This is a genomic window from Pontibacter pamirensis, from assembly GCF_010015475.1.
Classification (GTDB): Bacteria; Bacteroidota; Bacteroidia; order Cytophagales; family Hymenobacteraceae; genus Pontibacter; species Pontibacter pamirensis.
Genome location: NZ_SSNI01000001.1, coordinates 242,927 through 257,280, shown reverse-complemented (window position 1 = coordinate 257,280; position 14,354 = coordinate 242,927). Strand labels below are relative to the sequence as shown.

Sequence of the window (14,354 nt, the reverse complement as noted above, 5' to 3'; positions counted from 1 at the left end):
TTTCTTATTTCTTAACGTTGATGAAAGGCATGCCGAATGCTTTCAGCAGTTCGTAGCTTTCTTCGTCTGTGCTAGCAGTCGTTACAAAAGTGATATCCATACCAGTGATGGCTTTCACTTTGTCGATGCTGATCTCAGGGAAGATGATCTGCTCTTTTACACCTAATGTATAGTTACCACGGCCATCGAAGCCTTTGTCGTTCACACCTCTGAAGTCACGTACACGTGGAAGTGCAATCGTCAGCAAACGGTCCAGGAACTCATACATTTTTTCACCTCTAAGCGTTACGCGGGCACCGATTGGCATTCCCTCACGCAATTTGAAGTTCGAAACCGACTTCTTTGCGATTGTTGCAACAGCTCTTTGCCCAGTTATGGTAGTAAGCTCATCCACACCAATATCAACCAGCTTTTTGTCAGACACGGCAGCACCGATACCTTTGTTGATTGAAATTTTTGTGAGTTTTGGTACCTGCATGATGTTCTTATACTGGAACTTCTCTCTTAAGGCAGGCACTACCTCATTCTGATATTTTTCTTTAAATCTTGTAGTAGCCATCTTAGATTACCTCTCCTGTCTTTTTAGAGTAACGCTCTGTTTTACCTTCGCTGTTTTTTCTGGTAGCAGCTTTTGTTGTTTCCCCTGACTTAGGGTCAACAAGCGCTACGTTGCTAGCATGCATCGGAGCTTCTACTTTGCTTATGCCACCCTGTGGGTTCTGTGCACTTGGCTTAGCGTGTTTAGTTACTAAGTTTAAGCCTTCAATAGTTACTCGCTGCTTCTCTAGGTTAACAGCAGTTATGCGGCCAGTCTTGCCGCGTTCATCACCAGCAATCACTTTAACTGTATCGCCAGTTTTTACATGAAGTTTTTTCTTATTCATTTTAATCTGAATTAATGGTTAAAGAACTTCAGGCGCTAACGAAACGATTTTCATGAATTGCTTTTCACGAAGCTCACGTGCAACCGGGCCAAATATACGCGTACCGCGTGGCTCGTTGTTTGCATTTAGAAGAACGGCAGCATTGTCGTCGAAACGAATATATGACCCATCTTTTCTTCTAATTTCCTTCTTTGTTCTTACAATAACTGCTTTAGAAACAGTTCCTTTTTTTATGTTACCAGAAGAAAGAGCTGACTTTACAGTTACTACAATCTTATCTCCAATTGAAGCGTATTTCTTACCGGTACCGCCTAGAACGCGGATGCAAAGAACTTCTTTGGCACCACTGTTGTCAGCTACAGATAGTCTTGATTCCTGCTGTATCATCTTATTTCGCTCTTTCTATTATTTCTACTAAACGCCAGTTCTTGTTCTTGCTAAGCGGACGTGTCTCCTGGATGCGTACAGTGTCTCCAATGTTGCATTCGTTTTTCTCGTCGTGCGCCATGAACTTGTTGGACTTCTTCAGAAACTTCCCGTAAATCGGGTGTTTCATTCTGCTTTCCACCTTTACCGTGATAGACTTGTCCATTTTATTGCTAACAACCGTACCACTTCTTTCTTTTCTTAGATTTCTCTCTTCCATGATTTAATAAGTCTTAAGAGTTAGCTAATTCACGACTGCGTTTCTCCGTGTTCAGACGAGCGATAGTACGCTTGGCTTCACGGATTTTCATGGGGTTCTCTAAAGGAGATATAGCATGTGCAAAACGAAGGTTCTGCATATTGGCGCGCTCAGTGTTTAGCCTTTCGTTCAGCTCTTCTGAAGACAAAGCTTTGATTTCTGAATTTTTCATTTTCTATTATCCAACGTAATCTCTACGTACTACAAATTTTGTTCTTACCGGCAGCTTCTGAGCAGCCAGTCTCAACGACTCTTGAGCTACTTCTAAAGAAACACCATCAGATTCAAACATGATGGTACCTGGTTTCACTACAGCTACCCAATATTCCGGGGAACCCTTACCCTTACCCATTCGAACCTCTGCAGGCTTCTTAGTAATAGGTTTGTCAGGGAAGATGCGAATCCATACCTGGCCTTCACGCTTCATTGCTCTTGTCATTGCGATACGAGCGGCCTCAATCTGGCGGCTTGTAATCCAAGTAGCTTCCAGCGACTTGATTGCGAAAGAACCAAATGAAATAGTACTGCCTCTATGAGCCAGACCTTTCACGCGGCCTTTTTGCATTTTTCTATATTTAGTCCTTTTAGGCTGTAACATTTTCTAAAACGTCTTAATGTTAACAATCAATTATTGACGACGCTTGGTGTTGCGCTTCGGCCCACCGGCACCATCCGTTTTTTTACGGTTGCCACCACGTCTATCACCACCACCAGCATTTCCACCAGGTCCACCTTTGCCGCTTTCTAAGCCTGCATTAGGAGTAAGATCTCTCTTGCCGTAAACTTCGCCTTTGAAGATCCAAACTTTGATACCCAGTTTACCATACACTGTCTGAGCTTCAGACAAAGCATAGTCGATGTCAGCACGAAGCGTATGAAGAGGAGTTCTTCCTTCTTTGTAATGCTCCGTTCTTGCCATTTCAGCTCCGCCTAAACGGCCTGATACCTGCACTTTGATGCCTTCAGCTCCTACACGAAGTGCAGAGGCAATCGCTTGCTTCATGGCACGGCGGAAAGAGATACGTGCCTGCAACTGCTGCGCGATAGATTCGCCTACCAGTTTAGCATCCAATTCAGGGCGCTTAATTTCAAAGATATTAATCTGTATATCTTTGTTTGTAAGTTTCTTAAGCTCCTCTTTAATCTTATCTACTTCTGCTCCGCCTTTACCAATCACAACACCTGGTCTGGCAGTGTTAACAGTAATAGTGATGCGCTTCAGCGTTCTCTCAATAATGATTTTAGAAATACCGCCTTTAGGAATACGTGCTAGTATATATTTTCTGATTTTCTCGTCTTCAATCAGCTTTTCAGCGAAGTCTTTGCCGCCATACCAGTTAGAATCCCAACCTTTGATAATGCCGAGTCGAAAACCTATTGGATTTACTTTCTGTCCCATTTCTTACTTGTTGGCTTTTTTAGATTTCTTTGATTGCTGTTGTTCCAGTTGCTCTTCCGTCATGCTGTCGATAATAACCGTTACATGGTTGGAACGCTTCCTGATGCGGTGTCCACGGCCTTGTGGCGCAGGGCGCAGGCGCTTCAGCATTCTTCCTTCGTCCACGAAGATTTCTCTGATATAAAGATTTGCATCTTCAATACGCTCATCTTCGTTCTTCTGCTGCCAGTTAGATAAAGCAGATAAAAGAAGCTTTTCAAGTTTCTCTGCACCAGAGTTTGCCTCAAACTTCAACAAATTCAGGGCTCTTGCTACGCTTTTGCCGCGTATCAAGCCAGCTACTAATCTCATTTTGCGAGGAGAAGTAGGCACATTATTCAATTTTGCTACTGCTTCCATGATTATCGCTTGCCTTTATCTTTTTTAGCTATATGACCTCTGAAGTTTCTGGTTGGGGCAAACTCACCGAGTTTATGACCTACCATGTTTTCCGTCACATATACCGGAATAAATTTATTACCATTATGTACTGCGAAGGTATGACCTACGAAATCCGGGGAAATCATAGAGCGGCGAGACCAGGTCTTAATAACCGTCTTCTTATTGCCTTCGTTCATTACATTCACTTTTCTTTCGAGCCTATAGTCAATGTAAGGCCCTTTTTTTAATGATCTAGCCATTTATTTCTTCTTTCCTCTATTAACTATAAGCTGTTCTGAATACTTGTTCTTGTTGCGGGTTTTCATACCTTTTGCATACAAGCCCTTACGTGAGCGTGGGTGACCGCCTGAAGACTTACCTTCACCACCACCCATAGGGTGATCGACAGGGTTCATGGCAACACCACGTACGCGAGGTCTCTTTCCTAACCATCTGTTACGCCCTGCTTTACCAAGGTTCACGTTCATGTGGTCGGAGTTAGAAACAGTACCTACAGTTGCTACACAATTTACTAACACCATTCTAAGCTCACCTGAAGGAAGCTTTATCGTTGCATAGCGAGCTTCACGCGCCACTAACTGGGCATATGAGCCAGCACTTCTTGCAAGTACCGCACCTGCACCAGGCTGCAATTCTATGTTGTGAATGATTGTACCTAGAGGAATATCAGTTAGAGGCAGGCAGTTTCCTACTTCCGGAGCTATACCAGGACCTGAAGTAACTACAGTACCAACCTGTATTCCGGCAGGAGCGATGATATAGGTCTTTTCTCCGTCAGCGTAGTGAAGCAGGGCGATACGTGCTGTTCTGTTCGGATCGTACTCGATCGTTTTAACAGTAGCAGGAACGCCATGTTTTGTACGCTTGAAATCGATAACCCGGTATTTCTTCTTATGACCACCGCCAGTATAGCGCATGGTCATTTTACCTGAGTCGTTGCGTCCACCAGATTTTTTGATAGGTGCCAACAAAGATTTTTCGGGAGTAGATGTTGTTATCTCCTCGAAAGAAGGAGCTACTCTAAATCTTTGACCTGGTGTTGTTGGTCTTAACTTTTTTAAAGCCATTTTAACTTAATTATATGCCGCTGTAAAAGTCTATTACTTCACCCTCTTTCAGGGTTACTATCGCTTTCTTGATCAAAGAAGTACGTCCGCTTACGGCGCCAGATTTGGTATACTTTGTTTTCGTTTTACCAAGGGTGCGCATAGTAGCTACTTTCACTACAGTAACTCCGTACATCTTCTCAATCGTTTTTCTGATTTCTACTTTATTGGCGTTTCTATGTACCTCAAAAGCATATTTGCCTACCTCGTTTAAGGCAGCAAACTTTTCAGTAATAATGGGTCTTTTCAGAACGTTCATAATTATTTCGCGCTAAAGAGGTTATCTAACACATTTAAAGAATCTTCCACCAATAACAACTTCTGTGTGTTCAACAGGTCGTAAGTATTGATATCGCTTGCTGTAGAAATCTTCAATTTCGGCAGGTTTCTACCAGAAAGAACAATGTTCTTATCAACAGCAGGTAACACCAATAAAGTTTTACCAGTTGACTGAAGGTTATTCAGGATTCCTTTGAATTCGCTTGTCTTTGGAGCATCTAAAGAGAATGCCTCCACTAAAGCCACCTGGTTATTGCGGGCCAGAAGCGAAAGAGCAGAAAGACGAGCAGTACGCTTTAGCTTTTTGTTCAGTTTGAAGGAGTAATCTCTTGGCTTGGGACCGAACACACGGCCACCACCTACAAAAAGAGGTGACTTAATGCTACCTGCACGGGCACCACCTGTACCTTTTTGCTTCTTTATCTTTTTTGTAGAACCTGCTACTTCGGCGCGCTCTTTTGACTTGTGCGTACCTTGTCTCTGATTTGCCAGGTACTGCTTTACGTCAAGATACATTGCATGCTCGTTTGGCTCTAAACCAAACACAGCCTCAGAAAGTGTTACCTTTCTGCCTGTATCTTCACCTTTTATATTTAATACAGAAAGCTCCATTATTTATTTCTCAATTAACACGTAAGAATTTTTGGCACCTGGTACAGAGCCACTAACAACCAAAAGGTTTTTGTCTGCAATAACACGCAACACAACTAAGTTTTCTATCTTAACTCTGTTTCCGCCTGTTCTACCAGCCATGCGCATACCTTTGAATACTCTTGAAGGCCATGAAGCAGCACCGATTGAACCTGGGTGCCTTGCCCTGTTGTGCTGACCGTGCGTTTGGCCACCAACACCAGCAAAACCGTGGCGCTTTACCACACCCTGGAACCCTTTACCTTTGGATGTTCCTACCACGTCGATGAATTCTCCTTCGATGAACAGGTTAACATCAACAGTCTCTCCCAGTGTATGAGAAGTACCTTCTTCGATAGTAAACTCTGCTACTCTTTTCTTTGGAGTTGTATTGGCTTTCTTGTAGTGTCCGGCTTCTGCCTTCGTTACTCTCTTAAGCTTCTTTTCGCCGTAGGCAAGCTGCACAGCTTCGTAGCCATCCGTCTCGACTGTCTTCACCTGAGTAACTACACATGGGCCTGCTTGAATAAGCGTAACGGGTGTGTATTTACCATCTGCTGTGAAGAGGCTTGTCATTCCGATTTTTTTACCGATAATTCCAGGCATTCAACTAATTTTTTAAAAGATGGATATAGAATATTGTTTCCCCTCAGTTTTCTAAGGGAGTGCAAAGTTAAGAAAATATTTTTTCTTTCAATAACTTTCACCTAAAATATTTATGAATCATGCAGTTATAAAAAAAGAGAACTGATTTCTCAGTTCTCTTTTTTTAATGGCTCCTGTATTTATCAAACTTTGATCTCTACATCAACCCCGCTAGGCAGCTCAAGTTTCATCAAAGCATCTACTGTTTTAGAGCTGGTGGAATAGATATCCACTAAACGCTTGTAAGTGCAAAGTTGGAACTGCTCACGAGATTTCTTGTTCACGTGTGGTGAACGTAGTACAGTGAATTTATCCTTCTCAGTTGGAAGTGGAATTGGTCCGCTTACAATAGCGCCAGTAGCCTTTACAGCTTTCACAATCTTCTCAGAAGATTTGTCTACCAGGTTGTGGTCGTAAGACTTCAGTTTAATTCTTATTTTCTGATTCATTATTTTACTACTATTTAGCTGCAGTTCCTTTTAATTTGGCAATGATGGCATCTGCTAATCCCTGCGGTACCTGCTCGTAATGCGAGAAAGTAAGTGATGCAGTAGCTCTACCAGAAGTAATGGTTCTAAGGTCTGTTACATAACCGAATAGTTCTGAAAGTGGAACATCGGCCTTCACTACTGAAGAAGTACCTTTTGTGTCCATACCTTTCATCAAACCTCTTCTTCTGTTTAAGTCGCCTGTAACAGGACCAGTGTATTCATCCGGTGTCACTACGTCAACTGCCATGATTGGCTCAAGAAGCTTAGGAGCGCACTGCTTACCTGCTTCTTTGAATCCCTGACGGGCAGCCAGTTCGAATGACAAGGCATCAGAGTCAACATCGTGGAATGAACCGTGGAACAGACGCACTTTCATTGAGTCGATTGGGAAGCCAGCCAGGATACCGTTCTTCATGGCTTCTTCGAAACCTTTCTGAACAGCCGGGATAAATTCACGCGGGATAACACCACCTACGATAGCGTTCTCGAACTCTAGGCCCTGCTGACCATCTTCACGTGGCCCCATGTTGAACACGATGTCGGCAAACTTACCACGACCACCAGACTGCTTCTTGAATACCTCACGGTGCTCAATTGTCTTTGTGATAGTCTCTTTGTAAGCTACCTGAGGCGCACCCTGGTTCAATTCAACCTTGAATTCACGCTTCATACGGTCGATGATGATCTCGAGGTGAAGTTCACCCATACCTCTTAGGATGGTCTGACCAGTTTCCTCGTCCGTATTCACCTGCAATGTTGGGTCTTCCTCTACAAGCTTGGCAATCGCCATACCCATTTTATCAGAGTCAGCCTGTGTTTTAGGCTCGATTGCGTAACCAATTACCGGCTCAGGGAAGTCCATCGACTCGAGAACGATCTTCGCGTTTTGCTCGCAAAGAGTATCGCCTGTTTTTATGTCTTTGAAACCTACAACGGCGGCAATATCACCGGCAGCCAGTCTATCTATCTGGTTCTGCTTGTTGGCGTGCATCTGGAAGATACGCGAAATACGTTCTTTGTTGCCAGAGCGCGTGTTAAAGATATAAGAACCTGACTCCAGCACACCTGAATAGGCACGTACAAAGCACAGACGTCCTACATAAGGGTCAGTCGCAATTTTAAATGCCAGACCTGCAAAAGGCTCTTCCTCTTTCGGCTTACGAGCTACCTCTTCGCCTGTGTCAGGGTTAATACCTTTGATGCTTTCCTTGTCCATTGGTGACGGGCAAAGTGCCATAACATAGTCAAGCATTGTTTGTACGCCTTTGTTTTTGAATGAAGAACCACAAAGCATCGGCACAATTGCCATGTCTATAGTAGCAGCACGAAGCGCAGCAATGATTTCATCTTCCGTGATGGACTCCGGATCTTCGAAGTATTTCTCCATCAATTTCTCATCGTAGTCAGCTACTGCCTCCAGAAGTTTCTCTCTGTATTCAGCTGCTTCTTCTACCATGTCGTCCGGAATCGGAACTTCAGTGAAAGTCATTCCTTTGTCTTCCTCGTTCCAGATGATACCTCGGTTGTTTACCAGGTCTACTACGCCAGTGAAGTTATCTTCAGCACCGATAGGCAACTGAAGAGCTACAGCGTTTGAGCCCAGCATTTCCTTCACCTGCTTACAAACAGCAAGGAAGTCAGCACCAGAACGGTCCATTTTGTTCACGAAACCGATACGGGCAACTTTGTAGTTGTCTGCAAGGCGCCAGTTTGTCTCAGACTGTGGCTCAACACCATCAACGGCGCTAAAAAGGAACACTAGGCCATCCAGTACGCGAAGGGAACGGTTTACCTCTACGGTAAAGTCCACGTGACCCGGAGTGTCAATGATGTTGATATGATATTCTTGCCCTCTATAAGGCCATTTTACTGTTGTTGCAGCAGAGGTAATGGTAATACCACGCTCCTGCTCCTGCTCCATCCAGTCCATTGTTGCAGCGCCATCATGCACCTCCCCAATTTTATGGCTTACACCGGCATAGTATAGAATTCGTTCGGTCGTAGTGGTCTTACCGGCGTCAATGTGCGCGGCAATACCAATATTCCGTGTGTATAATAAATCTCTCGTTGCCATTCTTAGAATCTAAAGTGTGAGAACGCTTTGTTTGCTTCTGCCATTCTGTGCATGTCGTCTTTCTTCTTCACGGCAGCACCTTCACCTTTAGCAGCAGCAATAATCTCTCCTGCTAATCTGTCTTTCATCGTCTTCTCACCTCTTTTGCGAGAAAGGGAAATCATCCATTTGATTCCCAGAGATACTCTGCGGTCCGGTCGGACCTCAGTCGGCACTTGGAACGTAGCACCCCCTACCCTGCGGCTTTTTACTTCGACACTCGGCATGATGTTGTTCAATGCCTTCTTCCAAGTTTCAAGACCGTTTTCTTTTGTTCTTTGCTCTACTATTTCTACAGCATCGTAGAAGATTCCGTAGGCAACACTTTTCTTACCGTCAACCATCATATAGTTCACGAAGCGTGTTACCAGGGTCTCTTTGTACTTAGGATCAGGAAGGAGAATTCTACTTTTCGGCTTTGCTTTTCTCATTGTATTTGTACTCTATAAATTATTTTTTCTTTCCACCCTTGCCTGCGGCAGCTGCTGGCTGTCCTGGCTTAGGTCGTTTTGCACCATACTTAGAACGGGACTGAAGACGCCCGCTTACGCCTGCTGTATCCAGTGCGCCACGCACGATATGGTAACGCACCCCCGGAAGGTCTTTCACTCTACCTCCTCTGATAAGCACAATCGAGTGCTCCTGAAGGTTGTGGCCTTCACCTGGGATATAGGCGTTGACTTCTTTACCGTTTGTTAATCTTACCCTGGCCACTTTTCGCATGGCAGAGTTTGGCTTCTTAGGCGTTGTGGTATATACTCTTGTACATACGCCACGACGCTGTGGGCATGAATCTAGGGCAGGAGATTTAGATTTAGATGTTAACTTTTCTCTTCCCTTTCTTACTAATTGCTGTATAGTAGGCATTTACAATCTGTTAATTTTAGATTTCTTCTAATCAAAATTTCGGACTGCAAAGGTATATAAATCCACTTGCAATTTCAAAATTTTAATTCATTAATTATTAGCACCTTAGGCTTCTCCAACCGTTCCGCCGAAGTTCATCGGGAAAGAGGGCGCTTCCTGTGCGTGCTTTATCTCGCCGAAGCTGTCTTCAAACTTTTTGACGTTATCAGCCAGAGCAGCCAATAATCTCTTGGCATGCTCCGGCGTAATAACGACTCTTGCTTTGACTTTTGCTTTTGGCAGACCTGGCATCAATCTTATAAAATCAATCACGAATTCGCTGCTCGAGTGGGCTATCATGGCTAGATTGGCGTATTCGCCTTCCGCTACCTCCTCTGACAGTTCAATGTTTATCTGATTTTGCTTTTGCAGATCTTCCGCCATGGCTTAATTATCTTTTCTGTAATTCTTGCTGTCTCTTAGTAGTCGCCTTTTTAGACTCTACCAACGCTTCGTACTCCTCCTGGCTTCCTACAATTAGTTTCTGATATTCTCTCAGACCTGTACCTGCAGGAATCAGGTGACCCACGATTACGTTTTCTTTCAGACCCAGTAACTCATCGGCCTTACCTTTGATAGCAGCCTCGCTCAGTACCTTCGTCGTTTCCTGGAAGGATGCAGCTGAGATAAAGCTTTGCGTACCTAATGAAGCCTGTGTGATACCTTGCAGCGTTGGTCTTGACACTGATGGAGATGCATCACGCACCGTTACCAGCTTCATGTCCCTGCGCTTCAGGCTGGAGTTCTCATCACGCAGCCTTCTGGCTGTCACAATTTGTCCTGGCTTCAGGTTAGGTGAATCACCTGACTCCTCTACCACTTTCATGTCAATGATGCGGTCGTTTTCTTCCATGAAGGTAATCTTATCCACCACCTGGTTCTCCAGGAAGCTTGTATCACCTGCATCTACCACAATCACTTTCTGCATCATCTGGCGTACAACCACCTCAATGTGCTTATCGTTGATTTTCACACCCTGCAGACGATATACTTCCTGAATTTCATTTACAAGGTATTCCTGTACGGCACCCGGTCCCTGAATATTCAATATATCTGAAGGCGTAATAGCACCATCTGACAATGGCATACCCGCACGTACAAAGTCGTTGTCCTGCACGAGGATGTGCTTGGAAAGCGGCACCATGTATTTCTTCTTCACGCCGTCTTTAGACTCGATGTAGATTTCACGGTTACCACGCTTCACGGTACCATAGGTTACCACACCATCAATCTCAGACACTACGGCCGGGTTAGATGGGTTACGAGCCTCAAATAGCTCCGTCACGCGTGGCAGACCACCTGTAATATCACGCGTTTTACCAATTGCACGAGGAATCTTCACCAGGATCTGCCCTGCTTTGATTTTCTCGCCATTCTCCACCGTTAAGTGAGCTCCTACCGGAATGTTATAGCCTTTCGGCTCGCCGTTCTTCGGATTCACGATAATGGCAGGGTTCTGCGTCTTATCTTTTGTATCGATAATTACTTTCTCACGGTAACCTGTCTGCTCATCCGACTCCTCACGGTAAGTAATACCCTCGATCACGGATTCGTAAGCAGTTTCACCGTCGAACTCAGAAAGAATCACCGCGTTATATGGATCCCAGTTACATATCTGAGCACCTTTCTCTATTATCTGACCATCGTTCACGTGCAGGAATGAACCGTAAGGCACGTGGTTACTGATCAACAGTTTGCCTGTGTTCGGGTCAACGACTTTTACCTCGCCTGATCGACCCATCACTACTTTTACTGGCTCCCCTTCGTTGTTCACTGTATCCAGTGAGCGAACATCTTCATACTCAATCTTACCGCCAAATTTCGCCAGGATAGTTGCATCTACCGCAATGTTAGACGCAGTACCACCCACATGGAAGGTACGGAGTGTCAGCTGTGTACCCGGCTCACCGATGGACTGTGCAGCAATAACACCTACAGCCTCACCTTTCTGCACCATAAAGCCTGTTGCCAGGTTACGTCCGTAGCACTTGGCGCAGATACCACGCTTCGACTCACAGGTCAGTACGGAACGGATTTCCACAGCCTCAATCGCAGTTACCTCAATAGCACGCGCAATTTCCTCTGTGATTTCCGAACCTGACTCTGCTATCAGGTCATTGGTGATTGGGTCATATACATCATGCACCATCACTCGGCCCAGGATACGTTCTGAAAGTGTCTCTACGATATCTTCGTTGTCTTTCAGTGCACTCACTTCCAGACCTCTCAATGTACCGCAGTCTTCTTCGTTCACGATTACGTCCTGCGACACGTCTACCAGACGTCGCGTCAGGTAACCGGCATCGGCCGTTTTAAGGGCTGTATCCGCAAGACCTTTACGAGCACCGTGTGTAGAGATAAAGTACTCGATTACATCCAGACCTTCCTTAAAGTTAGAAAGGATAGGGTTTTCGATAATCTCACCTACGGAACCTTGAAGTGACTTCTGAGGCTTGGCCATCAGACCTCTCATACCACCTAACTGACGAATCTGCTCTCTTGAACCACGGGCTCCGGAGTGCATCATCATAAAGATGGAATTAAAGCCTTGGTCATCATTCTCCAGACGAACCATCAACGTTTCCGTGATCTGGTTATTGATACGTGTCCAGATATCAATTACCTGGTTGTAACGCTCATTGTCTGTGATTAGACCCATGGAGTAGTTCTGCCATACAGCAGCCACATCCTTTTTAGCCTGCGCTACCAGAATGTCTTTTTCCTTTGGTATCTGAATATCTCCCAGACCCATAGAAAGACCGCCTTTATAAGCAGACTGGAATCCGAGAGTTTTGATATCGTCCAGGAACTGCGCAGTACGCGCCATACCCGTTTCTTTGAACACACGGGAGATAATCTGCTGCAGTTTTTTCTTTGTCAGCAGTTCATCGATGTATCCTACTTCCTCAGGTACAAACTGGTTGAAGATAACACGGCCGGCTACGGTTTCAATTGACTTTGTTACCAGTTCGCCTTGCTCGTCTCTTATTTTTGTTCTAACTTTTATGTATGCCTGCTTTGAAAGAAGACCTTCGTTGATGGCAATAATCACTTCCTCCGCAGAGTAGAAGCTCATACCTTCTCCTTTGATCATTTCTGTTTCAGTCGTACGCTTTCCTTTCGATACATAGTATAATCCGAGTACCATGTCCTGAGAAGGTACTGCAATTGGAGCACCGTTAGCAGGGTTTAGGATGTTATGCGAAGCCAGCATCAGCATGGAGGCTTCCAGTACAGCAGCAGGTCCTAGTGGAACGTGCACCGCCATCTGGTCACCGTCAAAGTCAGCGTTAAATGCTGTACACACCAGTGGGTGCAGCTGTATCGCTTTTCCTTCGATCAGTTTCGGCTGGAATGCCTGGATACCTAATCTGTGGAGCGTAGGAGCACGATTAAGGAGTACTGGGTGGCCTTTCAGCACATTCTCCAGAATATCCCAAACAACAGGGTCCTTGCGGTCTACAATCTTCTTCGCAGACTTCACCGTTTTCACGATGCCTCTTTCGATTAGCTTGCGGATGATGAACGGCTTGAAGAGTTCAGCTGCCATGTTCTTAGGCAGACCGCACTCATGCAGCTTCAGTTCAGGACCAACTACAATCACCGAACGTCCGGAATAATCCACACGCTTACCAAGCAAGTTCTGACGGAAACGTCCCTGCTTACCTTTCAGCATGTCAGAAAGAGATTTTAAAGCACGGTTACCTTCTGCACGAACAGCGTTCACTTTACGTGAGTTGTCAAACAGGGAGTCAACGGCTTCCTGCAGCATTCGCTTCTCGTTACGAAGGATTACTTCAGGGGCTTTAATCTCTATCAGGCGCTTCAGACGGTTATTACGGATAATCACACGTCTGTAAAGGTCGTTCAGGTCAGAGGTAGCGAAACGGCCACCATCCAACGGAACAAGCGGACGAAGTTCTGGCGGAATAACAGGCACCATGCGGATGATCATCCACTCTGGTCTGTTCTCGATGCGGGTAGCAGCATCACGGAAAGCCTCTACAACACGCAGTCGCTTTAACGCATCTGCCTTACGCTGCTGAGAAGTTTCGTGTGCGGCAGAGTGACGCAACTCATAAGACATATCGTCCAGGTTGGTACGCTCCAGTAGCATTTGCAGCGCCTCAGCACCCATCCGCGCGATGAACTTGTTTGGGTCGTTGTTATCCAACGCCTGGTTCTCACGCGGAAGCTTGTCAATCATATCCAGGTACTCATCCTCTGTCAGAAAGTCCAGTGTGTTCACACCGTCTTCTGCCAGAATACCTGGTTGGATTACTGCATATCTTTCGTAATAGATTATCTGGTCAAGCTTCTTTGTTGGTAAGCCCAGCAGATATCCGATTTTGTTCGGAAGCGATTTGAAGTACCAGATATGCGCCACCGGAACTACCAGTTCGATGTGGCCCATGCGCTCACGGCGCACTTTCTTCTCGGTCACCTCTACACCGCAACGGTCGCAGATGATGCCTTTATACCTGATTCTCTTATACTTTCCGCAGTGGCATTCCCAATCCTTTACAGGTCCGAATATTCTTTCGCAGAATAAACCACCCATTTCAGGCTTATAGGTTCTATAGTTTATGGTCTCAGGCTTTGTTACTTCCCCGTTCGAACGCTCCAGGATGGATTCTGGTGAAGCCAAACTTATCGTTACTTTAGAGAAATCCTGAGAAAGCTTTTTGTTTTTCGCAAATGCCATATTATATTATAATAATGTCGATACAATGAATTGGCTTTACAGCTAAAATCGGTCCAAATACAAGCTAAGC

Annotated in this window: 19 protein-coding genes; all 19 read right to left on the bottom strand. The window is 45.1% G+C overall.

All coding sequences use genetic code 11. The features are described from left to right. Window positions 1-4: 4 nt before the first annotated feature. The 19 genes from rplE to rpoC all read right to left on the bottom strand — a co-directional run bounded on the left by rplE (window position 5) and on the right by rpoC (window position 14,284). A complete protein-coding gene (gene rplE, locus E1919_RS01905; RefSeq protein ID WP_162051637.1) occupies window positions 5-559 on the bottom strand; it encodes a 50S ribosomal protein L5 in 555 nt (184 codons plus the stop codon). Between the two features lies 1 nt (window position 560). After that, a complete protein-coding gene (gene rplX, locus E1919_RS01900) occupies window positions 561-884 on the bottom strand; it encodes a 50S ribosomal protein L24 (RefSeq protein ID WP_115565625.1) in 324 nt (107 codons plus the stop codon). A gap of 18 nt (window positions 885-902) precedes the next feature. Then, window positions 903-1,271 carry a 50S ribosomal protein L14 gene (rplN, locus tag E1919_RS01895; protein ID WP_115565626.1) on the bottom strand — a complete coding sequence of 123 codons (369 nt, stop codon included), beginning with the start codon at window positions 1,269-1,271 and terminating at the stop codon, window positions 903-905. A gap of 1 nt (window position 1,272) precedes the next feature. After that, window positions 1,273-1,530, bottom strand: coding sequence for a 30S ribosomal protein S17 (gene rpsQ, locus E1919_RS01890; protein WP_162051636.1), 258 nt, complete (start codon window positions 1,528-1,530; stop codon window positions 1,273-1,275). 13 nt (window positions 1,531-1,543) lie between these two features. Beyond that, window positions 1,544-1,741, bottom strand: a complete 198-nt coding sequence (rpmC, locus tag E1919_RS01885; protein WP_162051635.1) for a 50S ribosomal protein L29 — start codon at window positions 1,739-1,741, stop codon at window positions 1,544-1,546. Window positions 1,742-1,747: 6 nt separating this feature from the next. Next, window positions 1,748-2,167, bottom strand: coding sequence for a 50S ribosomal protein L16 (rplP, locus tag E1919_RS01880; RefSeq protein ID WP_115565629.1), 420 nt, complete (start codon window positions 2,165-2,167; stop codon window positions 1,748-1,750). 30 nt (window positions 2,168-2,197) lie between these two features. Beyond that, window positions 2,198-2,968 carry a 30S ribosomal protein S3 gene (gene rpsC, locus E1919_RS01875; RefSeq protein ID WP_162051634.1) on the bottom strand — a complete coding sequence of 257 codons (771 nt, stop codon included), beginning with the start codon at window positions 2,966-2,968 and terminating at the stop codon, window positions 2,198-2,200. Window positions 2,969-2,971: 3 nt separating this feature from the next. Beyond that, window positions 2,972-3,367, bottom strand: coding sequence for a 50S ribosomal protein L22 (gene rplV / locus E1919_RS01870; RefSeq protein WP_162051633.1), 396 nt, complete (start codon window positions 3,365-3,367; stop codon window positions 2,972-2,974). Window positions 3,368-3,369: 2 nt separating this feature from the next. Further along, window positions 3,370-3,648, bottom strand: coding sequence for a 30S ribosomal protein S19 (gene rpsS / locus E1919_RS01865; RefSeq protein WP_115565632.1), 279 nt, complete (start codon window positions 3,646-3,648; stop codon window positions 3,370-3,372). Then, on the bottom strand, window positions 3,649-4,476 hold the full coding sequence (gene rplB / locus E1919_RS01860; protein WP_162051632.1) for a 50S ribosomal protein L2: 828 nt from the start codon (window positions 4,474-4,476) through the stop codon (window positions 3,649-3,651). Window positions 4,477-4,486: 10 nt separating this feature from the next. Beyond that, window positions 4,487-4,774 carry a 50S ribosomal protein L23 gene (gene rplW / locus E1919_RS01855; protein WP_115565634.1) on the bottom strand — a complete coding sequence of 96 codons (288 nt, stop codon included), beginning with the start codon at window positions 4,772-4,774 and terminating at the stop codon, window positions 4,487-4,489. A gap of 2 nt (window positions 4,775-4,776) precedes the next feature. Then, on the bottom strand, window positions 4,777-5,406 hold the full coding sequence (rplD, locus tag E1919_RS01850) for a 50S ribosomal protein L4 (protein ID WP_162051631.1): 630 nt from the start codon (window positions 5,404-5,406) through the stop codon (window positions 4,777-4,779). Between the two features lie 3 nt (window positions 5,407-5,409). Further along, complete coding sequence (rplC, locus tag E1919_RS01845) at window positions 5,410-6,030, bottom strand: 50S ribosomal protein L3 (protein WP_162051630.1); 621 nt, start codon at window positions 6,028-6,030, stop codon at window positions 5,410-5,412. 182 nt (window positions 6,031-6,212) lie between these two features. Further along, window positions 6,213-6,518 (bottom strand): 30S ribosomal protein S10, encoded by a 306-nt coding sequence (gene rpsJ / locus E1919_RS01840; protein WP_007654312.1) that lies wholly within the window; start codon window positions 6,516-6,518, stop codon window positions 6,213-6,215. Between the two features lie 10 nt (window positions 6,519-6,528). After that, complete coding sequence (gene fusA, locus E1919_RS01835; protein ID WP_162051629.1) at window positions 6,529-8,634, bottom strand: elongation factor G; 2,106 nt, start codon at window positions 8,632-8,634, stop codon at window positions 6,529-6,531. A 2-nt stretch (window positions 8,635-8,636) separates the two neighbouring features. After that, the gene (gene rpsG / locus E1919_RS01830; protein WP_115565638.1) at window positions 8,637-9,104 is read right to left on the bottom strand and encodes a 30S ribosomal protein S7; all 468 of its coding nucleotides are present in this window, start codon (window positions 9,102-9,104) and stop codon (window positions 8,637-8,639) included. A 19-nt stretch (window positions 9,105-9,123) separates the two neighbouring features. Continuing rightward, window positions 9,124-9,540: a 30S ribosomal protein S12 gene (gene rpsL / locus E1919_RS01825; protein ID WP_115565639.1), complete on the bottom strand. Its 417-nt coding sequence runs from the start codon at window positions 9,538-9,540 to the stop codon at window positions 9,124-9,126. 105 nt (window positions 9,541-9,645) lie between these two features. Continuing rightward, complete coding sequence (locus E1919_RS01820; protein WP_115565640.1) at window positions 9,646-9,963, bottom strand: DUF3467 domain-containing protein; 318 nt, start codon at window positions 9,961-9,963, stop codon at window positions 9,646-9,648. A 7-nt stretch (window positions 9,964-9,970) separates the two neighbouring features. After that, on the bottom strand, window positions 9,971-14,284 hold the full coding sequence (gene rpoC, locus E1919_RS01815) for a DNA-directed RNA polymerase subunit beta' (protein ID WP_162051628.1): 4,314 nt from the start codon (window positions 14,282-14,284) through the stop codon (window positions 9,971-9,973). Window positions 14,285-14,354: the final 70 nt, after the last annotated feature.

What these genes read in the sequence shown, in the direction of transcription:
- rplE (WP_162051637.1), bottom strand. Translation starts at nt 559, where the DNA reads ATGGCTACTACAAGATTTAAAGAAAAATATCAGAATGAGGTAGTGCCT.
- rplX (WP_115565625.1), bottom strand. Translation starts at nt 884, where the DNA reads ATGAATAAGAAAAAACTTCATGTAAAAACTGGCGATACAGTTAAAGTG.
- rplN (WP_115565626.1), bottom strand. Translation starts at nt 1,271, where the DNA reads ATGATACAGCAGGAATCAAGACTATCTGTAGCTGACAACAGTGGTGCC.
- rpsQ (WP_162051636.1), bottom strand. Translation starts at nt 1,530, where the DNA reads ATGGAAGAGAGAAATCTAAGAAAAGAAAGAAGTGGTACGGTTGTTAGC.
- rpmC (WP_162051635.1), bottom strand. Translation starts at nt 1,741, where the DNA reads ATGAAAAATTCAGAAATCAAAGCTTTGTCTTCAGAAGAGCTGAACGAA.
- rplP (WP_115565629.1), bottom strand. Translation starts at nt 2,167, where the DNA reads ATGTTACAGCCTAAAAGGACTAAATATAGAAAAATGCAAAAAGGCCGC.
- rpsC (WP_162051634.1), bottom strand. Translation starts at nt 2,968, where the DNA reads ATGGGACAGAAAGTAAATCCAATAGGTTTTCGACTCGGCATTATCAAA.
- rplV (WP_162051633.1), bottom strand. Translation starts at nt 3,367, where the DNA reads ATGGAAGCAGTAGCAAAATTGAATAATGTGCCTACTTCTCCTCGCAAA.
- rpsS (WP_115565632.1), bottom strand. Translation starts at nt 3,648, where the DNA reads ATGGCTAGATCATTAAAAAAAGGGCCTTACATTGACTATAGGCTCGAA.
- rplB (WP_162051632.1), bottom strand. Translation starts at nt 4,476, where the DNA reads ATGGCTTTAAAAAAGTTAAGACCAACAACACCAGGTCAAAGATTTAGA.
- rplW (WP_115565634.1), bottom strand. Translation starts at nt 4,774, where the DNA reads ATGAACGTTCTGAAAAGACCCATTATTACTGAAAAGTTTGCTGCCTTA.
- rplD (WP_162051631.1), bottom strand. Translation starts at nt 5,406, where the DNA reads ATGGAGCTTTCTGTATTAAATATAAAAGGTGAAGATACAGGCAGAAAG.
- rplC (WP_162051630.1), bottom strand. Translation starts at nt 6,030, where the DNA reads ATGCCTGGAATTATCGGTAAAAAAATCGGAATGACAAGCCTCTTCACA.
- rpsJ (WP_007654312.1), bottom strand. Translation starts at nt 6,518, where the DNA reads ATGAATCAGAAAATAAGAATTAAACTGAAGTCTTACGACCACAACCTG.
- fusA (WP_162051629.1), bottom strand. Translation starts at nt 8,634, where the DNA reads ATGGCAACGAGAGATTTATTATACACACGGAATATTGGTATTGCCGCG.
- rpsG (WP_115565638.1), bottom strand. Translation starts at nt 9,104, where the DNA reads ATGAGAAAAGCAAAGCCGAAAAGTAGAATTCTCCTTCCTGATCCTAAG.
- rpsL (WP_115565639.1), bottom strand. Translation starts at nt 9,540, where the DNA reads ATGCCTACTATACAGCAATTAGTAAGAAAGGGAAGAGAAAAGTTAACA.
- E1919_RS01820 (WP_115565640.1), bottom strand. Translation starts at nt 9,963, where the DNA reads ATGGCGGAAGATCTGCAAAAGCAAAATCAGATAAACATTGAACTGTCA.
- rpoC (WP_162051628.1), bottom strand. Translation starts at nt 14,284, where the DNA reads ATGGCATTTGCGAAAAACAAAAAGCTTTCTCAGGATTTCTCTAAAGTA.